We start from the raw sequence: 15,898 nt of genomic DNA, 5'->3' as shown, positions 1-15,898 counted from the left end.
ATCATCAGGAGCCCTCATGACCGCACTTCCGCAGGAGCGCCGCGTCGTCACCGCCATCCCCGGTCCGAAGTCGCAGGAGCTGCAGGCCCGCCGCACCGCCGCGGTCGCGCAGGGCGTGGGCTCCACGCTGCCGGTCTTCGTCACCCGCGCCGGCGGCGGCGTCATCGAGGACGTCGACGGCAACAGCCTCATCGACTTCGGGTCCGGCATCGCCGTGACCAGCGTCGGCGCCTCCGCCGAGGCCGTCGTACGGCGCGCCTCCGCCCAGCTCGCCGACTTCACCCACACCTGTTTCATGGTCACCCCGTACGAGGGCTACGTGGCGGTCGCGGAGGCGCTGGCCGAGCTGACCCCGGGCGACCACGCCAAGAAGTCCGCGCTGTTCAACTCGGGCGCCGAGGCCGTCGAGAACGCCGTCAAGATCGCGCGGGCGTACACGAAGCGGCAGGCGGTCGTGGTGTTCGACCACGGGTACCACGGGCGCACCAACCTGACGATGGCGCTCACCGCCAAGAACATGCCGTACAAGCACGGCTTCGGGCCGTTCGCGCCCGAGGTGTACCGGGTCCCGGTGGCGTACGGCTACCGCTGGCCGACCGGGCCGGAGAACGCCGGTCCCGAGGCCGCCAAGCAGGCCATCGACCAGATGAGCAAGCAGGTCGGTGCGGACAACATCGCCGCGATCATCATCGAGCCCGTGCTCGGCGAGGGCGGTTTCATCGAGCCGGCCAAGGGCTTCCTGCCGGAGATCGTGAAGTTCGCCAACGACAACGGCATCGTCTTCGTCGCCGACGAGATCCAGAGCGGCTTCTGCCGGACCGGGCAGTGGTTCGCGTGTGAGGACGAGGGCATCGTTCCCGACCTCATCACCACCGCCAAGGGCATCGCGGGCGGGCTTCCGCTCGCCGCCGTGACCGGCCGCGCCGAGATCATGGACGCCGCGCACGCCGGTGGGCTCGGCGGTACGTACGGCGGCAACCCCGTCGCCTGCGCGGGTGCGCTCGGTGCCATCGAGACCATGAAGGAGCTGGACCTCAACGGCAGGGCCAAGCGCATCGAGGAGGTCATGAAGGGGCGCCTCACCGCCATGGCCGAGAAGTTCGACGTCATCGGCGACGTGCGCGGGCGCGGGGCGATGATCGCGATCGAGCTGGTCAAGGACCGGGCCACCAAGGAGCCGAACCCGGAGGCCACCGCGGCGCTCGCCAAGGCCTGCCACGCCGAGGGCCTGCTGGTTCTGACCTGCGGCACCTACGGCAACGTGCTGCGCTTCCTGCCCCCGCTCGTCATCGGCGAGGACCTGCTGAACGAGGGCCTCGACATCATCGAGCAGGCCTTCGGCCGCGTCTGAGCCACCCGTGCGCGCACTGCTGACGTGCCGTACGACAGGCCGTGTGAAGAAGGTGTGCGAGGTGGATGACGGGACGCTGTTCCGTCTGCCCAAGCGCGCCCGCCTGCCGTAGGTTCTAGGCAGATGAGAGATACACCCCGCCCACAGGGGACTGTGGGCGATTTCAGGCCGGGGCCTCCCCAGCTTCGACCTGGTCGTGCCCTCGCGCACACATCCGGCGCCTGACGGCTCCGGGATCTCCTCACCGATCGGACGGTCGCCGCCCCAAACCCCCCGGGGCGCGCGACGTTCCGATCCGGACGGCCGCCTCGGAACCACCCCCCCCTGTTCCGGGGCGGCCGACCTCCTTCTCCGCGCCGCCCGCCCCGTCTGCGAAGCTGGGCGCCGTGTCGACCGTCGTCCGCAGCACCTCGCGCGCCCTGCGCGCCCTGCTTCTGGTCCTGCCGGCCGTGCTCCTCGCCCTGCTCACCTGGCAGGTCGTGGCGCACGGCCCACTGCTGCGCCTGGACGCCCGGGTCAGCCGGGCCCTCGTCCGTCCGGACACGTTCTCCGAGGTCCTCTCCGACCTCGGCGACATCCAGGTCGCCGTGCCGGTGCTCGTGATCGCCCTCGCCCTCGTGCTGTGGCGGGGCCGGCGCGCCGGTGCGAAGTGCTGGTGGCTGCCGCCCGCCGCCGCTGCCGTCCTCATGGCGCTGCTCCCGGCGGTCGTCGTCCCGCTGAAGGACTGGACCGCGCGGCCGGGGACCCCCGTGATGCCCCCGGCCGTCGGCTACTTCCCCTCCGGGCACACGGCCACGGCGGCCGTCGCCTACGGCTCCGCGACCCTGCTCCTGCTGCCCTGGCTGCGTTCCCCGGCTGCCCGCCGCGCCCTGGTCGCCCTCTGCGCGGCCCTGGTCCTCGGCGTGTCGTACGGCCTGGTCCGGCACGGCTACCACTGGCCGCTGGACGTGGTGGCCAGCTGGTGTCTGTGCACCGTGCTGCTGACCGTCCTCAGCCTGGTGATCAGCCGAAGTACGCGTCGAAGTTCTTCTGGAACTCCCAGTTCGCGTACCGGTCCCAGTTCACCGACCACGTCATCAGACCGCGCAGCGCGGGCCAGGTCCCGTGGGTCTGGTACGAGCCGCAGTTCGTCTTCTTCGTCAGACAGTCCAGCGTCTTCGTGACCTCGGCGGGCGCCACGTAGCCGTTGCCCGCCTCGGTCGAGGCCGGCATGCCGATCGCCACCTGGTCGGGGCGCAGCGGCGGGAAGACGTTGTTCGGGTCGCCGGCGACCGGGAAGCCGGTGAGGAGCATGTCGGTCATGGCGATGTGGAAGTCGGCGCCGCCCATGGAGTGGTACTGGTTGTCCAGGCCCATGATCGGGCCCGAGTTGTAGTCCTGGACGTGCAGGAGGGTGAGGTCGTCGCGCAGGGCGTGGATGACCGGGAGGTACGCCCCGCAGCGCGGGTCCTGGCCGCCCCACTTGCCGGTGCCGTAGTACTGGTAGCCGTTCTGCACGAAGAAGGTCTCGGGGGCCATCGTCAGGACGAACGCCGGGCCGTACTTGGCCTTCAGGGTCTTCAGGGCCGAGATCAGGTTCACGATCACGGGTGTCGTGGGGTTCTTGAAGTCCGTGTCGTTCGTGTCCAGGGAGAGCGAGTGGCCCTCGAAGTCGATGTCCAGTCCGTCCAGGCCCCAGGTGTCGATGATGTTCGAGACCGACGAGACGAAGGCGTCGCGGGCGGCCGTGGTGGTCAGCTGGACCTGGCCGTTCTGGCCGCCGATCGAGATCAGCACCTTCTTGCCGGCCGCCTGCTTGGCCTTGATCGCCGCCTTGAAGTCGGCGTCGGACTCGGCGTTCGGGCAGTCCGTGACCGGGCAGCGGGTGAAGTGGACGTCCCCGGAGGTGGGCGACGTGGGCTCGCCGAAGGCCAGGTCGATGACGTCCCAGCTGTCGGGGACGTCGGCGAGGCGGGTGTAGCCGGAGCCGTTGGCGAAGCTGGAGTGGAGATAGCCGACGAGGGCGTGCGTCGGCAGGTCCGCCGAGCCGCCACCGCCGCCCGTGCCCGTCGTCGCCGTCACGGCCGCCGACTTCGCGGACTCTCCCGCGTCGTTGCTCGCCGTGACCTGGAAGCTGTACGCCGTTGCCGCCGAGAGCCCCGTGACGGTGGCCGAAGTGCCGGTCACGGTCTGGGACTTCACCCCGTCGCGGTAGACCGTGTAGCTCGTGGCGCCGGTCACGGCCGGCCAGGACAGGGCCACGGAGGACGCGGTGACGGATCCGGCGGTCAGGCCCGCGGGGGCGGCGGGCGGCTGTCCGGTGCCGGTACCGCTGCCGCCGGGGCCGACGAGGGAGATGTCGTCGGCGTCGTAGCCGCCGGTGCCGTACCAGCCGTGGGTGTAGACGGTCACCTTCGTGGTCGTGGCGCCGGTGGTGAAGGTGGTGCTCAGCTGCTGCTAGTCGGGGGCGGACTGGGTCCAGGTGGAGACGTCGCTGGTGCCGGTGCCGGTCGCGCCGAGGTAGACGTAGGAGCCGCGGACGTAACCGGAGAGCGTGTACGTCGCGTTCGGCTGGACGGTCACCGTCTGCGTGCACTGGGCGTCGTCGCTGCCGGCCGGGGTTGCCTGGAGCGCCGAACTCCCGCTGTGCACGGGCGAGTCGACCGTCGTACCGGCCGTACAGGTCCAGCCGGTGAGGCCGGACTCGAAGCCGCCGTTCGTCAGGACGTCCGCGTCGGCCGCACGGGCGGCCGACGAGAGCGCGGTGACTCCGGGGACGGCCAGAGCCACGGCCGTGAGCAGCGCGAGAAGGGGCCTGGGAGGTCTGGCGCGGTCCACAAGGGCCTCCGGTGTCGGGGGAGTTGGAGGAACGGAGCGGCCGCTCCGGGATCGCACTCAACTTGGTCCAGACCAATCGGCTTGTCAAGGTGTCCGGACACCCCCGCCGGAACGTCCGGCGCCCCGGCCCTAACCGTCGGCACCCCCTCCTCCCCCGTCCCCGCCCCTGGCCAGCCCTGCCGCCGCCTCGTGCATCGCCAGTTCCAGCAGCGCGGGGTCGGTCAGCGTGCCCGAGCCGTCCGGCGGCACCAGCCAGCGCACTCCCCTGGCCGTCCGGCCCGGGTGCGGTACGACGATCCAGGTGCCGGGCCCGGCGGTGCGGATGCCGGTGCCGACCCAGCGGGCCGCGGTGCCCGGTGCCACGAAGAACCCGACCCGGTCGTCGCCGAAGTCGACGAGGACCGGGCCGGGCCGGTCGAGGACCCGGGTGAGCACGTCCAGGGTCGGGTAGCCGAGGCGGCCGGGCAGGATCAGTACGTCCCAGGCCTTGCCGGCGGGCAGCAGTGCGACCCCGAGGGGGTTGCGTTCCCATTCCCAGCGGCAGGCGCCGGGATCCGGTGCGACGGATGCCAGCCATTCGACGGCCGTCTTCGCCCCAGTCATCAAGAAGGCCTCCCTGCTCTTCCTGTCGACGCGGTCGCGTCAGCAGGAGAGAGGGAGGCCGCCTCGGGGCATTACGCGGGTTCCGCGCACCCGATGGAGTGACCTGAGTCACACTTCAGGAGCGGGCGTCAGCTGTCGAAGCCCAGCCCCAGCCGGTCCATCGTCCGCAGCCACAGGTTGCGCCGGCCGCCGTGCGCGTCCGCGCGGGCCAGGGACCACTTGGTGAGGGCGATGCCGGTCCAGGCGAACGGCTCCGGCGGGAACGGCAGTGGCTTCTTGCGGACCATCTCCAGCTCCGTCCGCTCGGTGCGCTCCCCGTCCAGCAGGTCCAGCATCACGTCCGCGCCGAACCGGGTGGCGCCGACGCCGAGCCCGGTGTACCCCGCCGCGTACGCCACCCTGCCCTCGTGCGCGGTGCCGAAGAACGCCGAGAAGCGCGAGCAGGTGTCGATCGCGCCGCCCCAGGCGTGGGTGAAGCGGACGCCCTCCAGCTGCGGGAAGCAGGTGAAGAAGTGGCCGGCGAGCTTGGCGTAGGTCTCCGGCCGGTCGTCGTACTCCGCGCGCACCCGGCCGCCGTAGTGGTGGACCGCGTCGTAACCGCCCCACAGGATGCGGTTGTCGGCGGACAGCCGGAAGTAGTGGAACTGGTTGGCGCTGTCGCCGAGGCCCTGCCGGTTCTTCCAGCCGATCGCCGAGAGCTGGTCGGCGGTCAGCGGCTCGGTCATCAGCGCGTAGTCGTAGACCGGGACGGTGTAGGAGCGCACGCGGCGCAGCAGGCTCGGGAAGATGTTCGTGCCGAGCGCGACCCGGCGGGCGCGGACCTGGCCGTACGGGGTGCGTACGGCCATTCCGCCGCCGTAGCTCTTCAGGGTCAGGGCGGGCGTGTGCTCGTACACCCGCACGCCCAGCTCGACGCAGGCCTTCTTCAGGCCCCAGGCCAGCTTCGCGGGGTGCAGCATGGCCACGCCCCTGCGGTCCCACAGGCCCGCCTCGAAGGTGGGCGAGTGCACCTCCTCGCGCACGGCGTCGGCGTCCAGGAACTCGATGCCGTCCGCGAGGCCCTTCTCCGTCAACTCCCGGTGCCAGTCCTTCAGTTCCCAGGCCTGGTAGGTCTCGGTGGCGACGTCGATCTCGCCGGTGCGCTCGAAGTCGCAGTCGATGCCGTGCCGGGCGACGGCGGCCTCGATCTCGTCGAGGTTGCGCCGCCCCAGCTCCTCCAGTTTCCCGATCTCGTCGGGCCAGCGGGCCAGGCCGTTGGGCAGGCCGTGGGTGAGGGAGGCGGCGCAGAAGCCGCCGTTGCGGCCGGAGGCGGCCCAGCCCACCTCGCGGCCTTCCAGGAGCACCACATCGCGCCGCGGGTCGCGCTCCTTGGCATTGAGCGCGGTCCACAGCCCGCTGTATCCGCCTCCCACGACCAGCAGATCGCAGGTGTCGGTGCCGGTGAGGGCGGGCTCGGCGTGCGGCTTTCCAGGGTCTTCCAGCCAGTACGGGACCGGCTGGGCTTCGGAGAGAGAGGCGATCCAGTTGTCTTTGCCACGGCTCATGGCGCTTGGGGCCATGATTTCAACTCCCTACGAGGGCTTTCCTGAAAAGGCAGGACCTGAAACGGCTTATGCCTTTTGCTTGTTACGGCCGTTGGTGACGACCATCGAGAACAGTGTGATGAGGACGGCGACGAGGAACATGGCCGTACCGATCACGTTGATCTGGACCGGAGTTCCGCGCTGTGCCGAACCCCAGACGAACATCGGGAAGGTGACGGTCGAGCCGGCGTTGAAATTGGTGATGATGAAATCGTCGAAGGAGAGCGCGAAGGACAGCAGCGCGCCCGCGGCGATCCCGGGTGCCGCGATGGGCAGGGTGACCCGCAGGAAGGTCTGCGCGGGACCGGCGTACAGGTCCCGGGCGGCCTCCTCCAGGCGCGGGTCCATCGACATCACGCGCGCCTTGACCGCGGTGACGACGAAGCTGAGGCAGAACATGATGTGGGCGATGAGGATGGTGTAGAAGCCGAGCTGCGCGCCCATGTTGAGGAACAGGGTGAGCAGCGAGGCGGCCATGACGACCTCGGGCATCGCCATCGGCAGGAAGATCAGCGAGTTGACGGCGCCGCGTGCGCGGAAGCGGTAGCGGACCAGCGCGAACGCGATCATCGTGCCGAGGACCGTGGCGCCGATCGTCGCCCACACGGCGATCTGGAGGCTGATGGACAGCGAGCCGCACATGTCGGCGACGCCGCACGGCTGTTTCCAGGCGTCCAGCGAGAACTGCTGCCATTCGTAGTTGAAGCGCCCCTTCGGCTTGTTGAAGGAGAACACCGTCACGATGACGTTGGGCAGCAGCAGATAGGCGAGCGTCAGCAGTCCCGCGATGACGACGAGACGGCGCTTGAGCCAGTTGACGAGGGGCATTAGACCAGATCCTCCGTCCCGGCCCGGCGGATGTAGATCGTGACCATGGCCAGGATGGCGGCCATGAGGATGAAGGAGAGGGCCGCGGCCGTCGGGTAGTCCAGAATGCGCAGGAACTGCGTCTGGATGACGTTGCCGATCATGCGGGTGTCGGTGGAGCCGAGCAGTTCGGAGTTGACGTAGTCACCGGCCGCCGGGATGAAGGTCAGCAGCGTGCCGGAGACCACGCCCGGCATCGACAGCGGGAAGGTCACCTTGCGGAAGGTGGTCCACGGCTTGGCGTACAGATCGCCGGCCGCCTCGTGCAGCCGTCCGTCGATCCGCTCCAGCGAGGTGTACAGCGGCAGGATCATGAACGGCAGGAAGTTGTACGTCAGTCCGCACACCACGGCGAGCGGGGTGGCCAGCACCCGGTCGCCGGCCGTCCAGCCGAGCCAGTTGGTGAGGTCCAGGATGTGCAGCGAGTTCAGCGTGTGCACGACCGGGCCGTTGTCGGCGAGGATCGTCTTCCAGGCGAGCGTGCGGATCAGGAAGCTGGTGAAGAACGGCGCGATCACCAGGATCATGATCAGGTTCCGCCAGCGGCCCGCGCGGAAGGCGATCAGGTAGGCCAGCGGATAGCCGAGCAGCAGGCATCCGACGGTCGCGGCGGCCGCGTAGAGGACGGACCGCAGGAACTGCGGCCAGTACTGGCCGAACGCGTCCCAGTAGGTCGCGAAGTGCCAGGTGACCTTGTAGCCGTTCTCCAGCGAGCCCTGCTGCACGGAGGTGGAGGCCTGGTAGATCATCGGCAGCGCGAAGAAGACGACCAGCCACAGCAGGCCGGGCAGCAGCAGCCAGTAGGGCGTGAACCGGCCGCGCTTGCGCGGGGGCCTGGTCTCCCCGGGCGTGGGAGACAGAGGCGGGGGCGCCTCGGTTTCGGTGAGGGTCGACATCAGGCGGCCGCCTCTTCCTCGGTGCCCGCGGAGCCCACCGTCCCAGCAAGCAGGGACTGGGCCGCGTCGAGGCCGAACGTGTGCGCCGGGCTCCAGTGCAGGACGACGTCGGCGCCGGGCACGAGACGGCCGTCGCGCTCGACGTTCTGGACGTACACCGCGAGTTCGTCGCAGACCGGGCTGTCGATGACGTACTGCGTGGAGACGCCGATGAAACTCGCGTCGGCGATCGTGCCGGTGAGGCGGTTGCGGCCCTCGGGTATCTCGCCCGCGTCGTCGGCGTGCGTGAGCGAGATCTTCTCGGGGCGGATGCCGACCAGCACCTTGCCGCCGGCCGTCGTGGGCGCCGAACATCGCGCCTTCGGCAGGACGAGCCTGCCGCCGCCCGCCTTGAGGACGATGTCGTCGCCGTTCTTGGTGTCGACCTCGGCCTCGATGAGGTTGGAGGTGCCGAGGAAGTTCGCGACGAAGGTGGTGTTCGGGTTCTCGTACAGGTCGGTGGGCGAGCCGAGCTGCTCGACGCGGCCCGCGTTCATCACGGCGACCGTGTCGGCCATCGTCATGGCCTCCTCCTGGTCGTGCGTGACGTGCACGAAGGTGATGCCGACCTCGGTCTGGATGCGCTTGAGCTCCAGCTGCATCTGGCGGCGCAGCTTGAGGTCGAGGGCGCCCAGGGGCTCGTCGAGCAGGAGCACTTTGGGGTGGTTGATCAGGGCGCGGGCGACGGCGACGCGCTGCTGCTGGCCGCCGGAGAGCTGGTGCGGCTTCTTGCGCGCCTGCTCGCCGAGCTGGACCAGGTCCAGCATGTCCTCGACCTGCTTCTTCACGCTCTTGATGCCGCGCCGGCGCAGCCCGAAGGCGACGTTCTCGAAGATGTCGAGGTGCGGGAAGAGGGCGTAGGACTGGAAGACCGTGTTCACCGGCCGCTTGTAGGGCGGCAGGTGGGTCACGTCCTGGTCGCCGAGGCGGACGGAGCCCGTCGTGGGCTCCTCCAGGCCGGCGATCATGCGCAGGGTGGTGGTCTTGCCGCAGCCCGAGGCGCCGAGCAGGGCGAAGAAGGAGCCCTGCGGGACGGTCAGGTCGAGCGGGTGCACGGCGGTGAAGCCGTTGTCGTACGTCTTGCTGATACCGGAGAGGCGGACGTCGCCGCTGTTGTCTGGTGTCGTCATCGTCGTCACGCCCCTGTGAGCTTCGAGAACTTCTGCTGGTAGGCCGTCTCTTCCTTCTGCGTCAGCGCGCGGAAGGCATGGGACTTGGCCTGCATGGCCTTGTCGGGAATGATCAGCGGGTTCTTCGCCGCCGAAGCGTCGATTTTCGCAAGGTAGGGCTGTACTCCGGCGACGGGGCTCACGTAGTTGATGTAGGCGGCCAGCTCGGCGGCGGGCTCGGGCTCGTAGTAGTAGTCGATGAGCCGCTCGGCGTTCGTCTTGTGGCGCGCCCGGTTGGGGATGAGCAGGTTGTCCGTCGACGTCATGTAGCCGCTGTCGGGGATGACGTAGCCGACCTCCGGGCTGTCCGCCTGGAGCTGGACGATGTCGCCGCCCCAGGCGATGCAGGCCGCGAAGTCGCCCTTGGTGAGGTCCGAGGTGTAGTCGTTGCCGGTGAAACGGCGGATCTGGCCCTTGTCGACGGCCTTCTGGAGGCGGGCGATCACCGCGTCGTAGTCGTCACCGGTGAACTTCGCCGGGTCCTTGCCCATGTCGAGCATGGTCATGCCGATGCTGTCGCGCATCTCGGTCAGGAAGCCGACGCGGCCCTTGAGCTTGGGGTTGTCGAGCAGGTCGGAGACCGACTTCACCTCGATGCCGTCGAGCGCCTTCTTGTTGTAGGCGATGACGGTCGAGATGCCCTGCCAGGGGTACGAGTAGGCGCGGCCCGGGTCCCAGTCGGGGGCCCGGAACTGGTCCGACAGGTTGGCGAAGGCGTGCGGCAGGTTGGACGCGTCCAGTTTCTGGACGTACCCGAGCCGGATCATGCGGGCGGCCAGCCAGTCGGTGAGCACGATGAGGTCGCGGCCGGTGTCGTGGCCGGCGGCCAGCTCGGGCTGGATCTTGCCGAAGAACTCGTCGTTGTCGTTGATGTCCTCGGTGTAGGTGACCTTGATGCCGGTCCGCCGGGCGAAGTGGTCGAGCGTGGGGTGGCTCTTGCCCTTGGCGTCCACGTCGATGTACTCGGGCCAGTTGGAGAAGTTGACGGTCTTCTCCGTGGCCGAGTGGTCGTCGGCGGAGACCCCGCCCTGGTTCTTGCTCGCCGCGGGGATCCCGCAGGCGCTCAGCGCCCCGAGTCCGCCGACCGCGAGCGCGCCGCCCGCCGAGGCGCGCAGCAGCGACCGGCGGGTCGGGGCCGCGACAGGGGTCGGGCGGTGGGGCTCGTAGTGCTCCATGCGCGTGGTGCCTTTCGGGAAGTGCCCTTGGAGGAGGTGCCCTTGGAGGGGAAGGTGCCGGCCTGGTCGGTGGCCGGGGGGGTGCCGAGCGCTCCGCTGGAAGCGCCGCGATGTGCCGTCGGTCGTCTGCGGGTCCGTCGTGGCCGGCCGCGCAGTTCCGCGCCCCTTCGGGGCGTTGCCGAACCGGACCGGACTTCGCCGGGCCTGCTCAGCGGTCCCCGAAGACGGTGCGGTGCCAGTCCTTCCTCGCCACCGCCGTGTTGTCGAACATGACGTGCTTGACCTGCGTGTACTCCTCGAAGGAGTACACCGACATGTCCTTGCCGAACCCGGACGCCTTGTAGCCGCCGTGCGGCATCTCGCTGATGATCGGGATGTGGTCGTTGATCCACACACAGCCCGCCTTGATCTCGCGGGTCGCGCGGTTGGCCCGGTAGACGTTGCCGGTCCACGCGGAGGCGGCCAGGCCGTAGGGGGTGTCGTTGGCCAGCCGGAGCCCCTCCTCGTCGCTGTCGAAGGGCAGGACGACCAGGACCGGGCCGAAGATCTCGGACTGGACGATCTCGCTGTCCTGGGCGGCGTCGGCGACCAGCGTCGGCCGGTAGTAGGCGCCGTCCGCCAGCTCCCCCTTCGGTGCCTCGCCGCCGGTCACCACGCGCGCGTAGGCACGCGCCCGGTCCACGAAGCCGGCGACCCGGTCCCGCTGGACGTGCGAGATGAGCGGCCCGAGGTCGGTGCCGGGGGCGAAGGGATCCCCCAGCCGCACGGTCTCCATGAGCGCGGCGGTCCGCTCCACGAACGCCTCGTACAGCGGGCGCTGCACGTACGCGCGCGTGGCGGCCGTGCAGTCCTGGCCGGTGTTGATGAGCGCGCCGGCGACGGCGCCGTTGGCGGCGGCCTCCAGGTCGGCGTCGTCGAACACCACGAAGGGGGCCTTGCCGCCCAGCTCCAGGTGCAGGCGCTTGACGGTGGCGGTGGCGACCTCGGCGACGCGCCTGCCGACGGCGGTGGACCCGGTGAACGAGGTCATGGCGACGTCGGGGTGCCCGACGAGGTGCTCCCCCGCCGCCCGCCCGGTCCCGGTGACGATGTTGATCACGCCGTCGGGGAGGCCGGCGTCCGTGGCGGCCTGAGCGAACAGCAGCGAGGTGAGCGGGGTCAGCTCGGCGGGCTTCAGCACGATCGTGTTGCCCGCGGCGATCGCCGGGAGGATCTTCCAGGCGGCCATCTGGAGGGGGTAGTTCCAGGGGGCGATGGACCCGACGACACCGATGGGTTCCCGGCGGACGTACGAGGTGTGGTCCCCGGAGTACTCGCCGGCGGACTGACCGGCCAGGTGCCGGGCGGCGCCCGCGAAGAAGGCGGTGTTGTCGATGGTGCCCGGCACGTCGAACTCGCGCGTGAGCTTCAGCGGCTTGCCGCACTGGAGGGACTCCGCGCGGGCGAACTCCTCCGCCCGGTCGGCGAGCACGGCGGCGAAGCGGTGCAGCGCGTCCGAGCGCTCGCCCGGGGTGGTCGAGGACCAGCCGGGGAACGCGGCGCGGGCGGCGGCCACGGCCGCGTCGACGTCGTCGGCGCCGGCCAGCTCGTAGGTGTACACCTCCTCGCCGGTCGCGGGGTCGACCACGGCGTGGGTGCGGCCCGAGGTCCCCTTCGTCAGGCGGCCCGCGACGAACTGCGCACCCTCGGCGAACCGGTCCTGTGCGGGAAATCGTTCCGGGGTGGCGGTGCCCGGGTTGTGCATGTCGCTCTCCTCCGCCGTGCGCCCCGTCCCCGGGGGTTGGGTGGCGTAGCTCCAGCTCGATTTGAGTGCCGATCCTGACAGAGCAAGTGGACTCCAACAAGTGATTCCGTTGTTGCCTTTTGGTTACGCGACGGAATCTGTCGACCAGATGTCGAGTCGGGGCAGAAAAGGACGGACGGAGTGTCAGTGGTGCGTGCCAGACTCGCGTGCATGGGGAAGATCGACGGGCTCGAAGCCCTGATCAGCGAGGTCCGGTCCGGGGCCCGGGTGAAGTACCTGCACTTCTGGGGGCACCGGCCGACAAAGGACGGCAGCATCGGCGCGAGCTGTCTGAGCCAGTGGTGGCCGTCACCGTTCGTGGTCGACGGTGTGGAGTACGCGACGGCCGAGCACTGGATGATGGCGGGCAAGGCACGGCTCTTCGAGGACGAGGAGGCCGAGCGCAAGGTGCTCGCCGCCGGGCATCCCTCCCGGGCGAAGAAGGCCGGGCGGCTGGTCCGGGGCTTCGACGAGGAGATATGGGAGCGGGAGCGGTTCCGGATCGTGGTCGAGGGCAGCGTGCACAAGTTCGCGTCCGACGACGCGCTCCGCGCCTTCCTGCTCGGCACCGGTGACCGGGTGCTGGTGGAGGCGAGCCCGGTGGACCGGGTGTGGGGAATCGGCCTCGCGGCGACGGACGAGGCGGCGATGGACCCGCAGCGCTGGAAGGGCCCGAATCTGCTGGGGTTCGCGCTGATGGCGGCGCGGGAGAGGCTGGCGTAGCTCTCCCCCGGGCCGAGCGCCGCTCGGGTCGGCCGCGCTCGGGGGACTCAGTGGAGCAGGGCTATGACGACTGCCCAGAACCCCAGCACCAGCACGATGCCCACCGACCCGCAGATGAGCCCCGCCAGGGCCATGCCCGGGTTCGTCGCCTCGCCCCGCTTCGCCTTGCCCCGGCCGATCGCGCCGAAGATGATCGCGAGGATGCCCAGCACCAGGGCGATCGGCCACAGCAGGAAGCCGACCGTGGACAGGATGCCGCAGACCAGGGCGGCCGTGCCCAGGCCGTTGCTCGGGGCCGGCTGCATGCCCGGCCAGCCGTAGGCGTGCGCGGCCGGGTAGGCGCCGGGGTCGCCGTAGGCCGACGGCGCGGGCGGGTAGTACGGCAGCTGCCCGGGGCCGTCGGGCGCGATGGGCGGCGGGGGCACCGCCTCGGACGCCGGGTACTGCCCGAGGGGCGGGGCGTACGGCTGCGCGGGGGCGGCCGGGGCGCCGTACGGGTGCGCGGGCGGCGCCGTGGCCGTCGGCGGGGCGTACGGGTCGGCCGGGGCCGCGAAGGGGTTCGCCAAGGGCGCGGCGGCGGGGGCGGGCGGGGCCCAGGACGCCGCCGCGGCGTCGGTGGGCAGCGAGATCACCGTCTGCTGGTCATGGACCGAGCCGAAGGAGCCGAACCCGGGCCCCTGGCCGGGAGCCGGGGCCTGCGCGGCCGCAGGCACGGTACCCGCCGGGGCCTGCGGAGCCGCCGGTGCCGTGCCCGCGACCCTCTCCTGCGACGCCTGGCTCCCCGCGGTCTGCTCCTCCGCGGTCTTGTTCAGCGACACCGGGGACGACGCGGGCCGCTCGCCGGCACGTTGCTGCTCCGGTGGCGTGTGGTGCGGCACCTCGTCGGACATCGTGAACGCAACCCCCTCAACTGGATGTGTTCATGCTACGGGCCGCCCCGGACGGCGGCGCGGGCCGGGGGCCTACGATGATCCCGCGCAACCGATCAGCCGATCACCGCGCCCGCACCACGGACCGGTTCCACGGACCCCGTTCCACGGACCCCGTCCCGAACCCCGTTCCGCGGGCGCCCGTTTCCGGGGAGGACCCCTTGACCGACCACAGCTCCGCACCCGCCACCGGCACCGCCGACCGCGATCTGCGGACCTTCATCGCCGGCCTCCCCAAGGCCGAACTGCACGTCCACCACGTCGGCTCCGCCTCCCCCCGCATCGTCTCGGAACTGGCCGCCCGGCACACCGACTCCAAGGTCCCGGCCGACCCGGAGGCCCTGGCCGAGTACTTCACCTTCACCGACTTCGCGCACTTCATCGAGGTGTACCTGTCGGTGGTGGACCTGATCCGCACCCCCGAGGACATCCGGCTGCTGACCTACGAGGTGGCCCGTGACCTGGCCCGCCAGCAGGTGCGGTACGCCGAGCTGACCCTCACGCCGTTCTCCTCCACCCGGCGCGGCATCGACGAGCTGGCCTTCATGGCGGCCATCGAGGACGCCCGCAAGGCGGCCGAGTCCGAGTTCGGGACCGTGCTGCGCTGGTGCTTCGACATTCCCGGCGAGGCCGGGCTGGAGTCCGCCGAGGAGACTGCCCGGCTGGCCACCGACGACCGGATCCGGCCGGAGGGCCTGGTGTCGTTCGGGCTCGGCGGGCCCGAGATCGGCGTACCCCGGCCGCAGTTCAAGCCGTACTTCGACCGGGCCGTCGCCGCCGGACTGCACTCCGTGCCGCACGCCGGGGAGACGACCGGCCCGCAGACGGTGTGGGACGCGCTGACCGAGCTGAGCGCCGAGCGCATCGGGCACGGCACCAGCTCCGCGCAGGACCCGAGGCTCCTCGCGCACCTCGCCGAGCACCGGATCCCGCTGGAGGTGTGCCCGACCTCCAACATCGCCACCCGCGCGGTGAGCACCCTGGACGAGCACCCGATCAAGGAGTTCGCGAAGGCCGGGGTGCTGGTCACGATCAACTCCGACGACCCGCCGATGTTCGGCACCGACCTCAACAACGAGTACGCGGTGGCCGCCCGCCTGCTCGACCTGGACGAGCGGGGCCTGGCCGGACTCGCGAAGAACGCGGTGGAGGCCTCCTTCCTGGACGCTGCGGGCAAGGCGCGGATCGCGGCGGAGATCGACACCTACACCGCCGCCTGGCTGGCCCGCTGACCCCTTCCGTTCGACCGGGCCCGCCACAATGGGGGTCATGCAGACCGTGACCGCCGTGGCCCACCGCGGCGACCCCTACCGCTTCCGCGAGAACACGACCGACTCGCTGCGTTCCGCGCTCGACCAGGGCGCGGACGCGGTCGAGATCGACGTACGGCTCAGCCGTGACGGTGTCCCCGTGCTGCTGCACGACGAGACGCTGAAACGGCTGTGGGAGGTCGACCGGCCGCTCGCCGCGCTGTCCGCCGAGGAGGTGCGCGGGCTCACGGCGGGCGGTGTGCCGACGCTCGCGCAGGCGCTGGCCGCGACCGGTGACGCCCGGGTGATGGTGGACCTGTGCGGGCGGGTGGAGCGGCGCATGGTGGACCGGGTCATGGACGTGGTCCGGCAGTGCGGGGCCGAGGACCGCGTCTACTACTGCGCGCACGCCGAGGCCATGCTCGCCGTGCGCGCCGCCGACCCGGCCGCCGAGATCGCCCTGACCTGGACGACGCTCGCCCCGCCCCGGCCCGCGCTGCTCGACGTGATCAGGCCGCGCTGGCTCAACTACCGCTTCTCGCTGGTGAGCCGGGACCTGGCCGCGCGTGTCCACCACGACGGCTACCTCGTCTCCGTCTGGACCCCGGACACCCGCCGCTCGATGAGCCGGCTGCTGGACCTGGGCGTCGACTCGGTCACCACGAACCGCGTCGAGGTGCTGCACGCCCTGCGCGGCGGCAGCTAGGCATCGG

General features: G+C 70.8%; 13 protein-coding genes and 2 pseudogenes. 5 read left to right on the top strand and 10 right to left on the bottom strand.

The genetic code is table 11. The features are described from left to right. Window positions 1-16: 16 nt before the first annotated feature. Together gabT and AC4OXY_RS33760 are read left to right on the top strand one after the other, a co-directional pair. Window positions 17-1,351 carry a 4-aminobutyrate--2-oxoglutarate transaminase gene (gene gabT / locus AC4OXY_RS33765; RefSeq protein WP_376289220.1) on the top strand — a complete coding sequence of 445 codons (1,335 nt, stop codon included), beginning with the start codon at window positions 17-19 and terminating at the stop codon, window positions 1,349-1,351. 377 nt (window positions 1,352-1,728) lie between these two features. Further along, on the top strand, window positions 1,729-2,514 hold the full coding sequence (locus AC4OXY_RS33760) for a phosphatase PAP2 family protein (RefSeq protein WP_491994673.1): 786 nt from the start codon (window positions 1,729-1,731) through the stop codon (window positions 2,512-2,514). 340 nt (window positions 2,515-2,854) lie between these two features. On the opposite strand, the pseudogene AC4OXY_RS33755 reads toward AC4OXY_RS33760, so the two are convergent. The 9 genes and pseudogenes from AC4OXY_RS33755 to AC4OXY_RS33715 form a co-directional block, all read right to left on the bottom strand. Further along, window positions 2,855-3,742, bottom strand: a pseudogene (locus AC4OXY_RS33755) (fibronectin type III domain-containing protein); the annotation flags it as partial. 45 nt (window positions 3,743-3,787) lie between these two features. Continuing rightward, a complete protein-coding gene (locus tag AC4OXY_RS33750) occupies window positions 3,788-4,168 on the bottom strand; it encodes a carbohydrate binding domain-containing protein (protein ID WP_491991556.1) in 381 nt (126 codons plus the stop codon). A gap of 129 nt (window positions 4,169-4,297) precedes the next feature. Further along, window positions 4,298-4,771, bottom strand: coding sequence for a hypothetical protein (locus tag AC4OXY_RS33745; protein WP_362821946.1), 474 nt, complete (start codon window positions 4,769-4,771; stop codon window positions 4,298-4,300). A 128-nt stretch (window positions 4,772-4,899) separates the two neighbouring features. Beyond that, window positions 4,900-6,330, bottom strand: coding sequence for an NAD(P)/FAD-dependent oxidoreductase (locus AC4OXY_RS33740; protein WP_356024462.1), 1,431 nt, complete (start codon window positions 6,328-6,330; stop codon window positions 4,900-4,902). Window positions 6,331-6,381: 51 nt separating this feature from the next. Continuing rightward, a complete protein-coding gene (locus AC4OXY_RS33735; RefSeq protein ID WP_362821947.1) occupies window positions 6,382-7,182 on the bottom strand; it encodes an ABC transporter permease in 801 nt (266 codons plus the stop codon). Beyond that, the gene (locus AC4OXY_RS33730) at window positions 7,182-8,117 is read right to left on the bottom strand and encodes an ABC transporter permease (RefSeq protein ID WP_356024466.1); all 936 of its coding nucleotides are present in this window, start codon (window positions 8,115-8,117) and stop codon (window positions 7,182-7,184) included. The genes AC4OXY_RS33735 and AC4OXY_RS33730 overlap by 1 nt, the downstream gene beginning before the upstream one ends. Beyond that, window positions 8,117-9,295, bottom strand: a complete 1,179-nt coding sequence (locus tag AC4OXY_RS33725; RefSeq protein ID WP_362821948.1) for an ABC transporter ATP-binding protein — start codon at window positions 9,293-9,295, stop codon at window positions 8,117-8,119. Before AC4OXY_RS33725 ends, AC4OXY_RS33730 begins: the two co-directional genes overlap by 1 nt. Beyond that, on the bottom strand, window positions 9,292-10,500 hold the full coding sequence (locus AC4OXY_RS33720; RefSeq protein ID WP_491991555.1) for an ABC transporter substrate-binding protein: 1,209 nt from the start codon (window positions 10,498-10,500) through the stop codon (window positions 9,292-9,294). The genes AC4OXY_RS33725 and AC4OXY_RS33720 overlap by 4 nt, the downstream gene beginning before the upstream one ends. 208 nt (window positions 10,501-10,708) lie before the next feature. Continuing rightward, entirely contained in the window at window positions 10,709-12,244 is a 1,536-nt protein-coding gene (locus AC4OXY_RS33715; protein WP_356024472.1) for a gamma-aminobutyraldehyde dehydrogenase, read from the bottom strand. 210 nt (window positions 12,245-12,454) lie between these two features. On the opposite strand from AC4OXY_RS33715, the gene ybiA reads away from it, so the two are divergent. After that, window positions 12,455-13,006 carry a riboflavin biosynthesis intermediates N-glycosidase gene (gene ybiA / locus AC4OXY_RS33710; protein ID WP_376289232.1) on the top strand — a complete coding sequence of 184 codons (552 nt, stop codon included), beginning with the start codon at window positions 12,455-12,457 and terminating at the stop codon, window positions 13,004-13,006. A 47-nt stretch (window positions 13,007-13,053) separates the two neighbouring features. Here the strand turns inward: ybiA and AC4OXY_RS33705 are convergent, their stop codons facing one another. Further along, complete coding sequence (locus tag AC4OXY_RS33705; RefSeq protein ID WP_402066901.1) at window positions 13,054-13,896, bottom strand: DUF4190 domain-containing protein; 843 nt, start codon at window positions 13,894-13,896, stop codon at window positions 13,054-13,056. Window positions 13,897-13,990: 94 nt separating this feature from the next. Here AC4OXY_RS33705 and AC4OXY_RS33700 point away from each other — a divergent pair. Then, window positions 13,991-15,167: pseudogene (locus AC4OXY_RS33700) on the top strand (adenosine deaminase). Between the two features lie 37 nt (window positions 15,168-15,204). Further along, entirely contained in the window at window positions 15,205-15,891 is a 687-nt protein-coding gene (locus tag AC4OXY_RS33695; protein WP_402066900.1) for a glycerophosphodiester phosphodiesterase, read from the top strand. Window positions 15,892-15,898 lie beyond the last annotated feature (7 nt).

The sequence above is a fragment of the Streptomyces sp. HUAS MG56 genome, assembly GCF_058673395.1.
Note: the sequence above shows the minus strand (reverse complement) of the source record. Positions and strands in the feature narration are given on the sequence as shown.